The 17,314-nt window shown below is 73.5% G+C and carries 11 protein-coding genes; 7 read left to right on the top strand and 4 right to left on the bottom strand.

Translation table 11 applies throughout. The annotated features are described in order from the left end of the window. A complete protein-coding gene (locus E4P39_RS05770; RefSeq protein ID WP_135135442.1) occupies positions 1-1,950 on the top strand; it encodes a putative baseplate assembly protein in 1,950 nt (649 codons plus the stop codon). Further along, a complete protein-coding gene (locus E4P39_RS05775; RefSeq protein ID WP_135135443.1) occupies positions 1,947-2,498 on the top strand; it encodes a phage tail protein in 552 nt (183 codons plus the stop codon). The genes E4P39_RS05770 and E4P39_RS05775 overlap by 4 nt, the downstream gene beginning before the upstream one ends. Here the strand turns inward: E4P39_RS05775 and E4P39_RS05780 are convergent. Continuing rightward, complete coding sequence (locus E4P39_RS05780) at positions 2,440-5,391, bottom strand: BTAD domain-containing putative transcriptional regulator (RefSeq protein ID WP_135135444.1); 2,952 nt, start codon at positions 5,389-5,391, stop codon at positions 2,440-2,442. The genes E4P39_RS05775 and E4P39_RS05780 overlap by 59 nt on opposite strands. A gap of 425 nt (positions 5,392-5,816) precedes the next feature. On the opposite strand from E4P39_RS05780, the gene E4P39_RS05785 reads away from it, so the two are divergent. From E4P39_RS05785 to E4P39_RS05800, 4 genes are all read left to right on the top strand, one after another. Then, positions 5,817-7,739 carry an Hsp70 family protein gene (locus E4P39_RS05785; RefSeq protein WP_167761637.1) on the top strand — a complete coding sequence of 641 codons (1,923 nt, stop codon included), beginning with the start codon at positions 5,817-5,819 and terminating at the stop codon, positions 7,737-7,739. A gap of 153 nt (positions 7,740-7,892) precedes the next feature. Beyond that, a complete protein-coding gene (locus tag E4P39_RS05790; RefSeq protein WP_135135446.1) occupies positions 7,893-8,759 on the top strand; it encodes a hypothetical protein in 867 nt (288 codons plus the stop codon). Between the two features lie 90 nt (positions 8,760-8,849). Next, positions 8,850-9,476 (top strand): LuxR C-terminal-related transcriptional regulator, encoded by a 627-nt coding sequence (locus tag E4P39_RS05795; protein WP_135135447.1) that lies wholly within the window; start codon positions 8,850-8,852, stop codon positions 9,474-9,476. Between the two features lie 19 nt (positions 9,477-9,495). Continuing rightward, positions 9,496-10,920: an NlpC/P60 family protein gene (locus E4P39_RS05800; protein ID WP_245159681.1), complete on the top strand. Its 1,425-nt coding sequence runs from the start codon at positions 9,496-9,498 to the stop codon at positions 10,918-10,920. Between the two features lie 2 nt (positions 10,921-10,922). Here E4P39_RS05800 and E4P39_RS05805 read toward each other — a convergent pair whose 3' ends face one another. Further along, positions 10,923-12,395: a dynamin family protein gene (locus E4P39_RS05805; RefSeq protein WP_135135449.1), complete on the bottom strand. Its 1,473-nt coding sequence runs from the start codon at positions 12,393-12,395 to the stop codon at positions 10,923-10,925. Beyond that, positions 12,388-14,238, bottom strand: coding sequence for a dynamin family protein (locus E4P39_RS05810; RefSeq protein WP_167761638.1), 1,851 nt, complete (start codon positions 14,236-14,238; stop codon positions 12,388-12,390). The genes E4P39_RS05805 and E4P39_RS05810 overlap by 8 nt, the downstream gene beginning before the upstream one ends. A gap of 383 nt (positions 14,239-14,621) precedes the next feature. On the opposite strand from E4P39_RS05810, the gene E4P39_RS05815 reads away from it, so the two are divergent. After that, positions 14,622-15,710 (top strand): hypothetical protein, encoded by a 1,089-nt coding sequence (locus E4P39_RS05815; RefSeq protein WP_135135451.1) that lies wholly within the window; start codon positions 14,622-14,624, stop codon positions 15,708-15,710. 5 nt (positions 15,711-15,715) lie between these two features. Here E4P39_RS05815 and E4P39_RS22840 read toward each other — a convergent pair whose 3' ends face one another. Then, positions 15,716-17,293: a fibronectin type III domain-containing protein gene (locus tag E4P39_RS22840; protein WP_245159659.1), complete on the bottom strand. Its 1,578-nt coding sequence runs from the start codon at positions 17,291-17,293 to the stop codon at positions 15,716-15,718. Between the last annotated feature and the right edge of the window lie 21 nt (positions 17,294-17,314).

Here is a 17,314-nt window from a genome sequence, read left to right on the forward strand (position 1 = left end):
GTGCCCCTGCCCGCTCCCCACCTCGACGACCGGCACTTCCAGGACCTGGTCGACGACGCCAAGCGCCTGGTGCAGCAGCGGTGTCCCGAGTGGACCGACCACAACGTCTCCGACCCGGGGGTGACGCTCATCGAGGCGTTCGCCCAGATGGTCGACCAGGTGATCTACCGGCTCAACCGCGTGCCCGACCGGCACTACGTCAAGTTCCTGGACCTGCTGGGCGTGGAGCTGCTGCCGCCCGCGCCGGCGCGCGGCGAGGTGACCTTCTGGCTCGCGGCCCCACAGCCGCAGACCGTCCACGTCCGCGCGGAGACGGAGGTGGCCACGCCGCGCACCGACGTCCAGGATCCCGTCGTCTTCAGCACCGTCCGGGGTCTGGACATCGTCGCGTGCTCCTTCGCCCACGTCGCCAGCGAGACCGCGGGACAGGACCCGGTCGACCGGGGTCGTGAACTGCTGGTCCCCGGGGGATTCGCCTGCTTCTCCCCGGAACCCGCGCCGGGTGACGCGCTCCTGGTCGGGCTGTCGGCGGCCGTTCCGCACTGCGCGGTCCTCCTCCGAGTGGACTGCCCCGTCCAGGGCGTGGGCGTCGACCCGAGGAACCCGCCGCTCGTCTGGGAGGCGTGGAACGGGACCGGCTGGAGCCGCTGCGACGTCGAGCGGGACGACACCGGCGGTTTCAACCGGGCCGGCGACGTCGTGCTGCACGTCCCGGGCGACCACCAGGCGTCGCTGAAGGCCCGCCAGCGAGCCGGCTGGCTGCGCTGCCGGATCCGGCCCACGCTGCCGGGTGAGCGCCCGTACCAGGAGTCGCCGCGGATCCGGCGGCTGACCGCGTTCACGGTGGGCGGCACGGTGGAGATGGCCCACGCCGAGGCGGTACGGGACGAGGAACTCGGAACCTCCGAGGGCACCCCGGGGCAGCGCCTGCCGCTGCGTCGCCGGCCGGTGGTCCCCTGGCCCGAGACGTCGATCCTCCAGGTGAGCGACGGCGAGGAGTGGCGCGAGTGGACCCCGGTGCCCCACTTCGCCGACTCCGGTCCGGACGCCCAGCACTTCCGCATGGATCTCGCGGCGGGGGAGATCGAGCTGGGACCGGCGGTCAGGGAGTCCGACGGCACCTTGCGCCAGTACGGTGCCGTGCCGCCCCGGGGAGCGGTGCTCCGACTGACCGGCTATCACACGGGTGGCGGGCGGCGCGGGAACGTGGCGCGGGGCCAGGTCCGCGTGCTCAAGACGAGCGTTCCGTACGTCGCACGAGTGGAGAACCGGGCACCCGCGGTCGGCGGCGTGGAGGCCGAGACGGTCGACGACGCCAAGGTGCGCGGCCCGGTCCTGCTGCGCTCCAGCGGCCGGGCGGTCACCGCCGAGGACTTCGAGCTCCTCGCGCGCGAGGCCGCCCCGGGAGCCGCCCGCGTCCTGTGCCTTCCCTCGGCCGATCCCGCCGAGGCAGGCACCGTGCGCGTGCTGGTCGTGCCGCAGGTGGCCGGCGATCCGCTCGGGGCGATCGACCGCCGCGACCTGGAGCCACCCGGGTCGATGCTGGCCGACGTTCGGGCGCGGCTGGAGGAGCGGCGGCTGGTCGGCACGCGCGTGCTCGTGCTGCCGGCCGCCTACGTCGGCCTGACCGTCGTCGTCCGCGCCACGGCCCGTCGCGGTCACGACCCGGCCGAGGTCCGCCGCGAGGTCCTGCGGTCGCTCTACCGGCTCTTCCACCCGGTCGAGGGCGGTCCGGACGGCCGGGGGTGGCCCTTCGGGCGGGCGGTCCGGGCGCCCGAGGTGCACGCCGCCCTCGCCGCGCTCCCCGGGCTGGACCTGTCCGGCGAGATCGACCTGCAGCTGTTCCCCGCCGACGCCGACGGGAACCGGGCGGCGGCGGTCCAGCGACTCGACCTGCCTCCCCACGGCCTGGTCCACTCCTACGCCCACCAGGTGCGGATCCAGCGATGAGGGGGCTGCTGCCGGCGCTGACCACGCCGCACCCGATGGCGCAGACCCTCCCGGGGGTCTACGAGGACGACGACTTCGTCCAGCGCTTCTGCAGCGGTCTGGACGTCGTCCTCGCCCCCGTCCTGCTCACGCTCGACAGCCTGCCGGCCTACCTCGACCCGGGGACCACGCCGGACGACGTCCTGGAGTGGCTCGCCGGCTGGGTCGGGATCGCGCTCGACGGCAGCAACGACCCCCGACGCCGACGGGAGCTGGTGCGGTCGGCGTTCGCCCTGCACCGGCTGCGCGGTACGGCCGAAGGGATCCGACGGGCGGTGGCCGTCGCCTTCGATGCCGAACCGGAGATCCGGGAGACGGGGGCGTCGGGCTGGTCCCTGGACCCGGACGCGCCGGTTCCGGGCAGCTCACCGCCGAGCGTCGTCGTCCTGCTCCGGATCGACGATCCGTCACCCGTGGACCTCGAGCGGCTCGATGCGCTCGTGGCCGCGGTCAAGCCCGCCCACGTAGCGCACCGGGTGGAGATCCTCGGACCGGATCCGGCCGGATGAGGTCGGTGCCGTTCCGGGCGCGCTGCTCCGGCAGCACCAGTTCGCGGGCGACCTCCTGGTGCCGACGCCGGCAGCGGGTGGCCGTGCCGGGATCACCGGCCTCGTCGTAGAGCTCCGCCAGCAGCTGCCAGCCGAGGTCCGACCACGGGTCGATCTGCACCACCCGGTGCGCGGCGGCGATCGCCTCCTGCAGCCGCCCGACCGTGCGCAGGTCCCGGGCGAGCGTCGTCGCCGCCGTGGTGGCCAGCAGACGGAGGCGTTCGCGCTCGTCGACCACCCACTCCGCCGGCCCGTCCTCGGGCAGCAGTTCCCCGGTGTAGAGGGCGAGCGCGATCTGCCGGTGCCGGACGGCGGCGGTCAGATCCCCCTCCGCGCGGGCGGCATCGGCCAGCGTGATCTCCGTCTGCAGGTCCCGCAGGTCGGCGCGACTGCCCGCCGGCAGCTCCAGTCGATAGGCATCGGCATGGCGTCGCAGCACGGCCGCCGCGTCCAGACCGGCGGCCTGCATCGCCTTCCGCACGCTGGACACGGCCACCTGCAGGCTGCGCGTACCCGCCGCGAGCGGCACGCCGGGCCAGAGGACGTCGACCAGGCGTTCGCGGTGGACATCGGCGCCCAGGTGCACGGCCAGGTACCGGAGCAGCGCCCGGGCCCTGGGCCGGACGTCGTCGACGTCCACCAGGTGCCGCTCCTCGCCCTCCGAGGCGACGGCCTCGAGCCGGAAGCCGCCGAAGCACGTCAGGCCGGCGGTGGAGCGGCGCCCGTCCTGGGCCGCGCGGTTCAGGGCACCCGGGCCGTGCCCGCTGGTGGCGGCGGCTGCCGCGCGGACGATCGCCCCCGCGGCCGGCAGCTGCATGCGGCGGGCGGTGAGCTCGACCTCCGCGCCGACGGCTTGGGCGGACGGGTCCCCGCCACGCTGCAGGATCACGGCCCGGGCGCACGTCGCCCAGAGCTCCAGAACCGGCGCGCCCAGCCTCCGGAACCGCTGCTCGGCGTCCGCGAGCCGCGTGCCCGCCGGCACGGCGCCGCCGGCACCCGGACAGTCCACGGTTCCCGACGCTCCGGCCACCAGCTGGACGAGGGCGGCGCCCCATTCGTCGCCGTGCAGCGCGCACTCGGCGAGCAGCGACTCGTAGACCACCGGCGCCCGGTGGCCGATCTCGTCGACCACCAGCGGGAGCAGGCTCCGTGCCTGGCGGGCGAGCCAGGGGAGGTCGTCTGCCTCTGCGCGCAGCAGCGCGCCCTCCAGCCGGTCACGGAAACCGGGGCGTGGCACCGGCAGCAGGAGCTCCGCCACGAGGGAGCCCAGCTCCAGGGCCCGGTCCAGCCACCCGGTCTCCGGCTCCTCCGTGCCGGCCTCGAAGCGCTCGAGGGCCTCGGCCGGCCGGCCCGCCAGGAGCAGCGCGACACCGTCGGCCAGCGCGTCCGCCGAGGTCCAGGGACGCGCGCTGGTCCACCGGTCGGGCGAGCCGTGGACGGCGGCCAGGATGCGGTCCGCCCAGTACCCCGCCTGGGCTGCGCGTTCCTCGGCGACCGGGCCGATCGGGTGGCTGTCCGGGCGCCAGGTCTCGACCATCGCCCGCTCGGCGTGGACGCGGCTGCGGAAGACCGGTTCCTCGGAGAGCTCTCCGGCCCGGCGGAGCTCGCGGACGGCGGTGTCCAGGTCACCCTGGCGCAGGTGCCGCCGGGCGCCGGCCAGCACGAACCACGGGTCGCCGGTGCGCAGGGCGGTGGGAAGCAGCTCCTGCCAGGACGGCGACGTGCCACCGGCCGACGGCACGGGGCCGGCGTTCAGGAGCCGGCGCACCGACGCCCAGTCCTCGGCGTGGGCGTAGGCGCGGAGGGCATCACGGAGCAGCCCGGCCCGTTCCAGGATCGTCGCACTGCGGGCGTACCACCGGGCCGTCGTCTGCGGGCCGAGCTCCTCGAGCAGAGCGACCTCCAGATGGGACTGGAGGACCTCGTGGTACCGGAAGGTGAGGCCCTGGTCGGAGCAGGACGTGAAGAGCTGCGCCTCCGCGAACTCCTCCAGCACGCTGAGGCTGTGCGTCCTCCCGAGCAGCTCGTCGCACAGTGGGCCGGTGAGCGTCCCCAGGACGCAGGTGCGCGTGAGGAACTCGCGCTTGCCGTCGGGCAGCTCGGCGAGGACGTTGCTCGCCAGGTAGGAGCGCAGCAACCGCGCCCCCGTACCGAGCTCCTCGACGGCGCGACGCAGCTGCGCCGGGGTGCGGTGCACGGTGGCCAGGTGGAAGAGGGCCAGGCCCGCTGCCCAGCCGCCGGTCCGGCGGGCGAGTGCGGCCGCCGACTCCGGGGCCAACGGCTGGTGATGCACCACGTCGAAGAGCTCCTCCACCTCCCACGAGCGGAAGCGCAGGTCCTCGCCGTCGATCTCGTGGACCTCCGGCGACAGCCGAAGCGAGGGCAGCTCCGGCAACGGCGGGCGCCGGCAGCCGAGGATCAGCCGCATCCCCGACGGACAGTTCCGGACGAGCCGTCCGAGTGCCGGCTGGGCGTCGGTACCGGCCAGCTCGTGGAGGTCGTCCATCACCAGCAGCGCGGGTGGCCGGGTCGCCGTCCGCAGGTTCCCGAGCAGCTCACCGACGGTCCGCGCGGCGCCTACCGGCTCGCCGAGCTGGGTCTCGATCGCGCCCCGCAGGCTCCGCACCAGCGCCGCCTCGTCGCCGTCCTCCGGCGTGGCCACGTAGCGGACCGCTGGGACGCCGGCCAGTTCCAGTGCGTGGTTGAGCAGCGTCGTCTTCCCGGAACCCGCGGGCGCGCTGACGATGGCCAGGCGGGGGCCTGCGGGATCGATCAGCGGCCCGAGGAGCCGTGGGCGCTGGAGACCGGCACGCCGGTTCGGGCCCGGCACGGCGGTACCACGAGCAGCTGGCATGTTCCCCCTCCGACCTGCACGTGCAGTCCGGTGTTCCCGGAAATCACTGCCCGGCGTGATCGGCTTCCCCCGAGTTCCCCTGCCGACAGGGCACGAGAATGTGTCCTTCCCGCTGCCCTGACGGTCCCCGATGTTGGTCAGGACGGGAACTTCACGGCAGGGCAAAAGGTCCCAGCCTTTTCGATACGTGCACGGCCCTCAGTGCCCGCCACCGAGCCGCCCGGGGTGGCGCGCACGCATCGTGTGCGGCGGGTCGCAGGCCCGTGTGTGGCGGTGCACGGCCGGCCGCGAAGGTGGTCCTGAGGGGCAGCCGATGCCGCCCGATCGGGCACCCCGCGGCACCTTGTCCCCTCGCGCCGGCAGGGAAGAGACTCGGGCGCGGAGCGCGGCGCCTCCGACCCGGCTCGTGCTGCGAGGGAGGCGGAGTGGGGTACCGGCTCGGCATCGACCTCGGCACGACGTTCACCGCGGCGGCGGTGGAAGAGGACGGCCGGGCCGAGATCGTGCAGCTTGGGGACCACGCGCCTCAGATCCCCTCCGCCGTGTTCGTCCGTGAGGACGGCGCCCTGCTGGTGGGGGAGGCGGCCGTCCGCAAGGGCGCCGTGCAGCCGGATCGGCTGGAGCGAGAGTTCAAGCGGCGCCTCGGCGACCGCGTCCCGTACGTGCTGGGCGGGCAGGAGTTCACCGCCGAGCAGCTGACCGCCCGCCTGCTGCGCACCGTCGTCGACGAGGTGGAGAGGCGGTACGGGGGACCGCCCGAGCGGCTGGCGCTCACCCATCCGGCGAACTGGGGTGCTCATCGGCGCTCGGTCCTGCTCGAGGCCGTGCGGCTCGCGGGCGTCGGAGAGGTGACGACGCTGAGCGAGCCCGCCGCCGCGGCCGTCCACTTCGCGTCCACCGAACGGGCACAGGTCGGCGACGCGGTCGCGGTCTACGACCTCGGTGGAGGCACCTTCGACGCGGCGGTGCTGCGCAAGTCGGCGACGGAGTTCGAGCTGCTGGGGACGCCGAACGGCGTCGAGCAGCTCGGCGGCGTGGACTTCGACGACAAGATCTTCCGGTACGTCCTCAGGTCGCTCGGGGATTCCGCCACGGCCCTCGATCCCGACGAGCCCGCGGTCGTCGCCGCCCTCGTCCGGCTGCGCCGGGAGTGCACCGACGCCAAGGAGGCGCTGTCGAAGGACAGTGAGACCGCCGTCCCGGTTGCGCTGCCCGGGATGCCGCCGACGAGCGTGCACCTGAGCCGGGTCGAGTTCGAGGACATGATCCGGCCGGACGTGGAGCAGACCGTCAGGTGCATGCGGCGTGCCCTGGAGTCGGCGTCCCTCTCCCCGGAGGACGTCCGGACCGTGGTGCTCGTCGGTGGTTCCGCGCGCATCCCGCTCGTCGCGGAGGCCCTGGGACACGAGTTCGGCCGCCCGGTGATGGTGAGCACCCAGCCCAAGCTCGCCGTCGCCCTCGGTGCGGCCCTGCTCGCCGGGGGCGTGCTGCCCTCGCCCCCCGATCTGCCGGAGCCGGATCCGGAGGAGGGGCCCGGGGGCCGCGGCGGCAAGGGGACAGGGGAGCTGCCGCCGAAGGGGACGGCACCCGGGCCTGGTGGCGACCGGCCGCGACCGGACGGCCGCCGGCGCCCCGGGCCACCGGTTCGGCAGCCCACGCGCCGCCCGGCACGGGTGGCACAGTTGGCCGCCGCCGTGGGTGGTCTCCTGCTCGTCGCCGTCCTCCTGGCGCTCGTGGCCCCGTCGCTGCTCGCTCCTGGTCCACCGGACGGCGTCACCGTCAACGCGGGCCCGGCGGGTGACGACGACCGCTTCTCCGCCGACCTCGGGATTCCACTGACGCTCACCGGCCTCGGGGGTACCGAGGTGCGGGCGAAGGTGCTGGGGATACCGATTTCTCGCGACGCCGTCGAGAACCGGACAGCCAGTGTGAGGCTGGGAACGATCTCGGATCTCCTCGCCGGACCCGTCCGGTTCACCGTGACCGGAGGAGGACAGGAGCCCGTGGTCGTCGAGCCGACCGGCGGAGGGTTGGGCAGTGCCATCAGGTGGCTGCCGCTGCTGCTGATGCTGTTCGCCATCGCGTACACGGAGTCGTTGCTTCGCGGGGTCCGGCGCCGCCGCACCGCCCGGAGAGCCGACATCGTGGGGATGGGTGCGGTCGGGGCTGTCGCCGGCCTCGCGCTCGTGCTGGCCGCATGGACGCTGGCCGAACGGGATCTCGGTCTGCTGAACGTGCTCAGCGTCCTGGCGGTCTCCGCCGGCGCCGGTGGTCTCCTCGCCGTCCTCCAGGCCGAGCGGATCCGCGGTCAGGTCCGACCCGTTCGCGACCCCGCGACGAGCCCGTAGGTCTGCCCGCAAGGACATTGACCGCCTCGGTCGGCCGGGGCGAGCCTGGGGCGGTCGATCCGTTTCACCGCACCGGGGGATCCCATGCGCATCGGTCCTCGCCGGTCCGGCTCCGCACCGGGGGGTCGGCCTCGACCCGCCGTCCTCGCCGTCGTGGTCGCCGTCGCCATGGCTCTCGTCCTCACGCCCGGGGTCGCGTCCGGCGCGGATCTGCCCGACAACATCTCGTGGACGGCCACCGTCAACGGAGTCAACGTCGACCGGACGAACCGCGAAGCGGTGCGCCTCGAGCCCGGTGAGCGCGCGCAGGTCGCGGTGGTCGTGCAGAACCGCGGCAACGAGCCACTCAGCATTCCGTACGTGCGGCTCGAGGGCAGCGTCCTCGGCCTGTCCTTCTACGTGTTCACGACGCGGGTGGACTTCGAGGTTCCCGCCGGAGCGAAGGCCGAGCGGCTCGAGTACGAGATCGACCTGCTGGACCTGGGTGACCAGGCCCGCGGCCTCATCCCGTCACGGGTCGTGCTCCTCGACGAGGACGGGAACGACCTCGCGGCCCAGGCCTTCCGGGTGGACGTGCGCGGGGATCTCACGTCGGTGTACATGGTGTTCGGACTTGCGGTCGGTGCGCTCACGCTGCTGCTCCTCGGCGCCGCCCTCTGGCGTCTGTCGACGGGCAGGCTGCACCCGAACCGGTGGCGGAGAGGCCTGACGATGGCAGCGCCGGGCCTGGGTCTCGGTTTCGTGCTCACGTTCTCGCTGTCGGTCCTCCGCATCGCATCCCCGCAGGGGAGGCTGTGGGCCATCCTGCTGCTCGTCGGGGCGGCTGTCGGGTTCGCGGCCGGATACCTGAGCCCGAACCCGGACGCATCCGACGAGCGGTACGGAGGGTACGAGGACGCGGACGAGATTCCGGAGGATTCCGGGAACTTCGTCGTCGACCAGGGCGGCCAGAGGCTGCCGACCCAGCGCGAGTCCGAGGCCCGCGCCGGGAACCGCACATGGCCCCTGTCCGGCCGTTGAGCCCTCGTTGACCGGATGTGGAGCACCCCGGGGAGGCTTCGCCCGAGTGGTCCGTGGGGGAACGGGCCGCCGGAGCGTCCGGAGGACGTCATGGGAGAGCGCATCCCGACGTACGTGTACGCCAACGACCCGATCACGCAGGTGGGCGTGGTCAGCCACCTGCGGTCGCGGCCGGAAGTGCTCATCGTCCAGGAGCAGGACATCGCGCTGGCGAAGGTCGCGGTGATCGTGACCGATGTCGTCGACGACACCGCGCTCCGCGTGCTCCGTGCCGTCCAGCGCGGCGGTGTACCGCGCACCGTCCTCGTCGCGACGGTGCTCGACGACGCGGCGCTGGTGGCGGCCGCCGAGGCCGGCGCCTCGGGTCTCCTACGGCGCGCCGATGCGACGCCGGAGGGGCTGGCCCGCGTCATCCTGCGCGTGGCCGCAGGCGACGGGGAGGTACCGCCCGACCTGCTCGCCCGGTTGCTCGGGCAGGTCGGCAAGCTGCAGCGGCAGGTGCTGGCACCCCGTGGCCTCAACTTCACCGGGCTCAGCGAACGGGAGCGGCACGTCCTCCGGCTGGTCGCCGAAGGGCACGACACCGGCGAGATCGCCCGGTCGCTGTGCTACAGCGAACGCACCGTCAAGAACGTGCTGCACGACATCACCACCCGGCTGCAGTTGCGCAACCGGTCGCATGCGGTGGCCTACGCCCTGCGTGAGGGACTGATCTGAAGGACATCCCGTGCCCAGGATGAGCCCGGAAGCGATCTACGCGGTCGCGCTGCAGGGAGGTTTCAGCCCCGAGCAGGCCGTGACCTTCACCGCCATCTCGCTCGCCGAGTCAGGCGGTGACCCGGCCGTCAACGCGGCGGGCACGGAGGACTCCCGCGGGCTGTGGCAGATCAACGTGTCGCCGGGCGTGCGGCCCAACAAGTGGGGCGACCTGTACGACCCGCTGATCAATGCCCGGGCCGCCTACGAGGTGTCCGGCGGCGGGACGAACATCCAGCCCTGGTCGGTCACCCACGCACGCCACGCCGGGACCCAGCGCGACTACCGGAGCTATCTCGACGAGGCGCACGCGGCCGCTGCCGCCGTCGGCGGCAGCGGCCGCGGCGCGGTGGCGGGTGGTGGGGCGACCGAGGCGTTCGTCCAGGCGGCGCTCGCGCAGGTGGGCGACACCTACGTCTTCGGTCACGAGACGGACCTCGGGGACCCGAACCCGGAGACGTTCGACTGCTCCGAGCTGGTCCAGTGGGCCGCGAGTCAGGCCGGCGTCGAGATCACGGACGGGTCCTGGGCCCAGTACCTGGCGCTCCAGGGCCAGGGCAGCACGATGTCCGTCGACGACGCCGTGCAGACGAAGGGCGCGCTGCTCTTCTCCTTCTCCTCGGAACCGACCCCCGGTGGCGGGCGTCCGAGGTCGGCGCACGTGGCGATCAGCCTCGGCGACGGGCGGATCGTGGAGGCCGCGAGTCCGCGGAGCGGCGTCAAGATCTCCCCGGCCGATCCCGACCGGTTCACGCACGCCGCGACGATCCCCGGACTGGCCACGGCGACCCCGACCGGCGGTGCCGGAATCGGCGGAACGACCGCCGCGGCGTTCGCGAACTCGCCCGCCGACCTGCCCCCGCCGACCGACTCCGACGGGGACGGTCTGACCGACGAGTTCGAGAAGCTCCTCGGGACCGACCCGGCGGCTGTGGACAGCGACCTGGACACCCTCAGCGACCTGTACGAGACGACGGTGTCGCACACCAACCCGCTCGCCGTGGACACCGACGAGGACGGCATCTCCGACAACCTGGAGGTCGCGGCGGGCACGGACGCCGGCTACGTCCGCCCCACGGACGAGCTCCTGGCCGCCGGCTTCGGCGGGGCGGCGACCGCCGACACGGACCACGACACGCTCTCCGACCTGGTGGAGTACCGGATCGGCAGCGACCGTGACGCCGTCGACTCCGACCTCGACGGGGTGGCCGACAACTTCGAGTACGCACTCGGCAGCGATCTGCGCAGCATCGACAGCAACCGCGACGGGATCACCGACGGGGTGGAGTTCGACATGGGCACCCTCGGTCTGCCGCCGGCCGGCGCGGGCCCGGCGGCGGACGACCCGAGCGTGGACGCCGCCCTCGGCAGCGAACCGGACCCGGCGGTCGTCGACTCCGTCTGAGCTCAGCGCTTGACCTCCGCGAGCATCCCCTCCAGCGACCGGGTGGCCACGGCTGCGGCCACCTGTACGCCGCGGTCGGACATCGGATGCTGAGCGAGCCGTCGCCAGCGCGCCGACGCCTCGGTGCAGAGTCGCCGGAGCTCCTCCGGTGTGGTGTCCGCCGGGACGCCGAGGCGGGTGGCCGCGTCATGGCCGAGCGCGCCCAGCAGGCGCTCCAGTTCGACGGCCCGCTCCTCGGAGACCTCCAGCTCACCTGAGCGCAGCTGGTTGAGCACGCGCACCTCGATGAACTCGTGGGCCTGGGTGGCGACCTCCTCCGAGCGTGCCCGGAGCGCGTCGGTGGCCCGCACGCCGCCGGCCGCGAGCACGCCGCCCAGAGCGGCCAGCGCCGATCGGGCCTTGAGGATCCGGGCCCGGCGGGTGAACTGCACGAGCAGGACGCCGCGCAGCTGGGACAGCCCGCTCCGGGTGATCAGTTCGGCTTTCAGGTCCGTCGCCGAACGGGCCCTGCCGGTGCGGATCAGGTCGACGGCCAACCGCACCCCGAACAGACCGAGTCGCTCGAGCAGGTGCTCGCGGTCGGTCTCGGTGACCGGCAGCGAGCTCGGGCGGTGCGCGAACCGGTCCGCGGTCAGCAGCAGGGAGGTGACCTCGCCGACGGGCGCCTCCGCCAGCTCGCGGAGGGCGCGGTGCTCCGGCTCGCGCAACGTCTCACCCGCCAGCCCCAGCAGGCCGGACACGGGGACGATCACGGGGCACAGCCGCCGGAGCCGGGGGTCGTGCTGGTAGCGCTCGCCGACCCGCCGCGCCACCTCCAGCGCGTCCGGCGTGCACGAGCCGATCTCGTCGGCCCGGCCGAGGACGCCGACCGCGTTGATCGACGTCCCGTGGGCCAGGTCGTCGTCCTGGAAGGACTCCAGGAACCGGACGTCGCTGGCATGAGCATGACGCAGCAGGTACAGGACGGCGTCGGCCTGGGCCGGGCGGTCGTCGTCCGGGGCCAGCGCCCGATAGGTCTCCGCCGACAGATCGGTGGACAGCGAGGCGATGCCCGGCGTGTCGATGAGGGTGAGGTCGGCCAGCCGGTGCGTCGGCCAGCCGATGTCGAGATGGTCCACGTCGGCGGCGGCCAGTCCGCCCAGGTCCACCTCCAGCGCGCCCCCGGACCGGTCGAACGGCCGGGCACGCGCGGGGCCGGTTCGTGGCTGGACCAGTACCTCCGGGCGCTCCGCCCGTCGGTACCAGGTGATGATCCGGGTGCACTCGCCCGCGTCGGTCGCGGCCAGGGTCTCGCCCAGCAGCGCGTTGAGCAACGTCGACTTCCCGGCCTTGACCTTTCCCGCGATGGCGACCCGCAACGGCTCGTCGAGACGGCGGCGAGCGCCGGCGAGGGTCTCCGCGGAGGACGCCGAGGTCGCGTCCCCCTCGGCCGTGCGGAGCAGGTCCGCGATGGCGGTGGTCAGCGGATCAGGCACGTGCCACCGCCCGGTCGTCGGCGCGGGCGCCCGCGACGACGGACCCGCCCTGCAGCCGTCGGAGCTCGGCGGCCCGCTGCGCGAGGGACCTGCTCCGGGCCGTCCGCTCCGCGTCGGTGAGCCCCACCGCGCCCTGGGCCGCGGCCAGCGTGGCCACCGAGGAGCGGTGCATCGCGGCGGCCCGGTCCTGGAACTCGTCGCGCAGCCGGCGCTGCAGCTGGCGCAGGGCGTCGCGGCAGTCCTTCCCGACCCGGAAGGAGATCTCGTCGAGATACCGTCGGGCGGCCGCCTTCGCGAGCTGCCTGCGGTGGACGAGCTGGCGCAGTCGTTCGTCTCTGACCGTCTTGACGATGATGGCACCGAAGATCATCAGACTGATCGGGGCGAGCACAGCTGCCACGGCGATCCCCGCCACCGCGGTCGGGAGTTGTCCGGCCGCCGCGAACAAGGCCATCGGCACGAACGCACCGCTGCGGACGGCGGTCATGGCGGTGCCGAACCGTCCTCCCGGACCCAGGGCGTCGAGTCCGCCGAGGTCCACCTCGTCGGCGTGCGCGACCGGGGCCGTCGTCCGGAACTCGAGCGTCGCGCCGGCCTCGAGGTCGAACTGCGACGCGACCTCGGTGACGACGGCCTCAGCACGCGTCCGCATCGTGTCGTAGGTGGCGACCGCCTCGGCCGCGACCTCGCGGCGCAGCCAGGCCTCGACGTCGGGCCAGTCGTCCTTCGGGTCTCCGCGGTCGATCACCTCCTCGACGTCCCTGGTGACCGATCGGAGGCGGCGCTGCAGTTCGTGGTCCACGTCGGTCACCAGGTCCTGCACCCGGTCGGTCAGGACCTGTTGCCACCCGGCCGACGGGGAGGACAGCCGCTCCGTGCGGGCGCGCGCCGTCGTCAGTTGCCTGACCACCTGCTCGGTCTCCTGCGGACGGGAGACGACCTGGCGCTCCGCCTCCACCTGCCTGCCCAGTTGGGCGGCGACGAAGGCGACGTCGGCGTCGGCTGCCCGCGCCGCCCGCTCGGCACCACCCGACACGACCGCGGCCAGGAACCGGATGAGCGGCCGGAATCCCGACTCCTCGGTGAGGGCCGCGTCCTGGTCGGGGCGCAGCCGGAGGAAGGAGGACACCCCCAGGACCTCGAGGTCGAGGCCCGCGCGCGCAAGATGCGCCTGGTCGAGCGCGACGATCTTCCGCCAGTGCGGGAACAGGTCGGTCTTGGTCACGACGCAGGCGGCCATGGGGCACCGCTGCACCACCATCTGGAGGAACTGCATCTCCGGGGCGGTGAACTCCTGCGAGGCATCGGTGACGAAGAGGACGGCCTGCGCCTCGTCGAGCGCTCCGAGGGTGATCAGGCCGTGTGCCGAGTCGAGGCCACCGACCCCCGGGGTGTCGACCAGGCAGAGGCCTGACCGCAGCAGGGGATGCGGCAGTCGCACCTCGACCGATGTCGGCCGCGGTCCGGCATCGCGGTCGAGCTCGGAGACAGCACTCTCGATGTCGGCGATCGACAGGGCCCGTTCGCGCGGCGGCGGGGACGGGCCGTCCGGGTCGGGGGAGTCCTGGCGGTAGAAGGCAGTCGCGCCGGCGGTGTCCCCGTACCGGATGAGCGTCGGCACCGCGGTGACGATGTCCGCGTCCACGGGGCAGACCGAACGGCGCAGGAGCGCATTGACCAGCGTGCTCTTGCCCCGCTTGAACTCGCCGACCGCGACCACCGGTATGGCCCGCTCGGTGAGCCGCGAGCGTGCCGCGACCAGGCGCTCGGCCAGGTCGGGACGGTCGTGCTCCACGGCCAGCCGAGAGCTCACCGCAACGCGGGCGAGGGCTTCTGCGACCAAGCCGGGAGGCTCGTCCTTGCTCCCGCGTGGTGCTGCAACCGCCGGGGCGGTGGGCCGCCGGGGAGCCACAGGTCCCGGCTCCCGGGCCCGGGGAGCCGGCTGTGGTGGTGCCGCCGCTCCGGGCACGGGGTCCGGAACCGCTGCCGGCGTCTGCGGTTCCGCCCAGCCGAGGTAGGCCCCGCAGGAGGAGCAGAACTGGGTTCCCGGGGTCTGGTCGGCCGTGCAGGCCTCACAGGTGGTCATCAAGCCTGCCCGAAAGGCCCTGGCTCCCGGATCCACCCGGGGCCACCATTCGGGTCCTCCGGAGATACGGGGAGTGCGCCATGCCTGGTGAGGTCTGTGCGGAGTGCGGCGAGCCCGCGACACGGGACACGGAGTTCTGTGTGCAGTGCGGTGCGTTCCTCGACTGGAGCCGCGCCGAGCAGGAGTCGGTGGAGGGCGGGCGCACCGAGCCGGTCGCCGCGACGGCCGGCGGCGGTCCTGCCGGGTCCAGCGTGGCGGCAGCCGTAACCGTCCCGTCGACCGTCCCGCCGCCGCGTGATCCGGAACCCGCCCGCCAGACGGCCGGAGCGCGGGTCGCCGGGGGGCTGCAGGAGCCGGCGGTCCGCCCAATGGACCCGCCGCCGCGGCAGACGATCATCCAGCCGGCTGCGGTGGAGCCCTCGCCCTCCGGCTGCCGGAGGTGCGGCACCGCCAACCCGCCGGAACTGCGGTTCTGCCGCAAGTGCGGCCTCGAGTTCTCGCCACCACGGCAGGCGACTGCTTGGGACGCCCGGCCACGGCCTCGGGTGCCGTGGTGGCGACGGATCTTCGGCGGGCATCGCACCCCCTCGGAGCGCGCCGCGTTGCGGGCCTACCGCCGCAGCCTGCCGATGCGCTACCGGCTGATTCGCATCGGCGTCGCCCTGCTGGTGCTGCTCCTCCTGGTCGGCGCGGTCATAGCTGGCAACCGGGATCCGATCGGCTGGGCGAAGGCGCGCTGGTACGACTTCAAGGGCACCGTCGTACCGGTCCGGGACATCACGCCGACGCTGGACCCCGCCGTCGACGCGAATCCGGACTTCCCCCCGTCGTTCGCCGTCGACGGGAACGAGGCCTCGGCGTGGGCCACGACCTGGACGGGCGCGGGGGAGCCCGAGGGCTGCGGCGCGCCGAACACGGCTGCCGGGCTGCTCCTGACCTTCGAGCAGCCGGTCGACCTGCGGCGGCTGGTCGTGCGCGCCGGACTTCCGACGGATGACGTCAACCGCCTGGCTCAGCACCGTCCCCGCGTTCTGGAGCTGCGCTTCTCCGATGGCGAGTGCGTGCCCTTGACGCTCACTGACACCGGCGAACAGCAGGTCGTAGAACTCGCACCGGTGAGCACCACCAGCGTCCGGATCGACGTCGTCGACGTCTACCTCTCCGACGCCGACGGCGCCACGTTCGTCGCCCTCAGCGAGGTCGAGCTGCTCCAGCGCCCACAGGGCTGAGCGCGTCACGTGGGGTCCCCCGGCTGATACGGCGTACCGCACAGCGTCGGGTCCAGTCCGCTCGCTGCGCACTCGGCTTCGGCCTCGGCCCTCGAGGCGAACGGGCCCACGTAGAGCACCTTCCATCCAGCACGGAACCGCTGGGAGGCGTCCGGGTAATCGGAGACCTCCAGCTCACCGACGGTCATCCCCGCGTTCTCCAGCAGCTCACGACGCGTGGCCATGATCTGGGCCTGACCAGGGACGTCGGGAGAGAAGGGCAGGGCGAGCACCCACTGGTCGCCGAACTGGGGCAGACCGGCGGGCGGGGTCTCCGAAGGGCTGGTCCCGGACGGCGTCGTTCCCGATGGGCCGGTCTCGGACGGCGTCGTTACTGATGGACTGGTCTCGGATGGCGTCGTCTCGGACGGGCTGGGCTCGGACGGGCTGGGCTCGGACGGCGTCACCTCGACCGGTGCAGCAGGCGTCGTGGCGCATGCTTCCGAGGTCCGGACGCTCTCCGACTCGCCCCGTATGGCGACGACCTCGAAGCAGGCTTCCTGTTCGGGCGGCAGTTCTGGGATCACCTCACGGTTCTTGCTGCCCGCGACGGCTGTCTCCTCCAGCGTCACGGGCAACTGCTGTCCCTTCGTCGCCGGATCGATCTGGAAGATCTTGATGCCGTCAGGCGGCCGAGCGAAGGGCGACCAGCCCACCTCCACGCTGGTGGCACTCACGGGAGTGACCGTGACGTCCTGAGGTGCCGCGACCGATTCGCTCACCGCCGGCACCGGTGGAGGGGTCGGCTTCGCGGTGACGAGGACCACGACGGCGGCCGCCGCGGCGAGGACACCCAGCGCCCCCAGAGCAACGGTGCCCCTCGTCAGCACCGGTTTCTGGTTGAGGGCGCCGTCGAGGACCGGGCGACCGGGATCGGACACCGCGGGATTCGCGGTGGGTACTTTTCCCGGCCGGTCGGGCTCGGCCACCACGCGGAACGGGAGTCGTACCGGTGTCCCCCGGAGGAACGGCCGGCGCGAGCGGACCCGGACGGCGGCCACGGCCGACGAGCCGACGGGGAGGTCGAGCGTCTCGGGACTGACCAGGTAGCCGAGCGCGTCGTCCGGGTCGGAGGCGACGAGGCGCAGCTTCGCCGCCGAGTTGCCCCAGTTGCTGATCTTGACGGTGTGCCGGCCGGACCAGCGGCCGGTGGACGTCACCGGCGTGATCGAGGCCGTCAGCCCGTCCACCCGGCCGATCTCCAGGTCACCTTCCGCGGCCGCGGACGACGACGGGTCGACGACCGATTCGGCGAGGACGCAGAAGGGCACCTCACCGGCCGTGCCCGCGGAGCCGGCCGGCGCAGCGAAGACGACCGTCGCCGTCGCCTCCTGGCCGGGGTAGACCCGGACGACGTCGGACTCGTCGCGGCCGGGGTCCTTCGCCGTCACGACGTCCGCCCATGCGGACGCCGAGCCGAGCACCGTGAGCCGGTAGCCCTCGACGATGTCGCTGGTGTTCCGGACCGTCACGGTAACCGGGGCCTGACCGCCGGGCTCCACCTTCACGCGGGTGGGCTCGATCCGCACGATGGGGTCCGTCACGGCTCCATCACCCCCTCGCCG

This window comes from Blastococcus sp. CT_GayMR19, from assembly GCF_004570385.1.
Lineage (GTDB): Bacteria > Actinomycetota > Actinomycetes > Mycobacteriales > Geodermatophilaceae > Blastococcus_B.

Bases quoted from the DNA above. Each gene is read 5' to 3' on its own strand.
- E4P39_RS05780 (WP_135135444.1), bottom strand. From the start codon at position 5,391: ATGCCAGCTGCTCGTGGTACCGCCGTGCCGGGCCCGAACCGGCGTGCC.
- E4P39_RS05800 (WP_245159681.1), top strand. From the start codon at position 9,496: ATGAGCCCGGAAGCGATCTACGCGGTCGCGCTGCAGGGAGGTTTCAGC.
- E4P39_RS05775 (WP_135135443.1), top strand. From the start codon at position 1,947: ATGAGGGGGCTGCTGCCGGCGCTGACCACGCCGCACCCGATGGCGCAG.
- E4P39_RS05795 (WP_135135447.1), top strand. From the start codon at position 8,850: ATGGGAGAGCGCATCCCGACGTACGTGTACGCCAACGACCCGATCACG.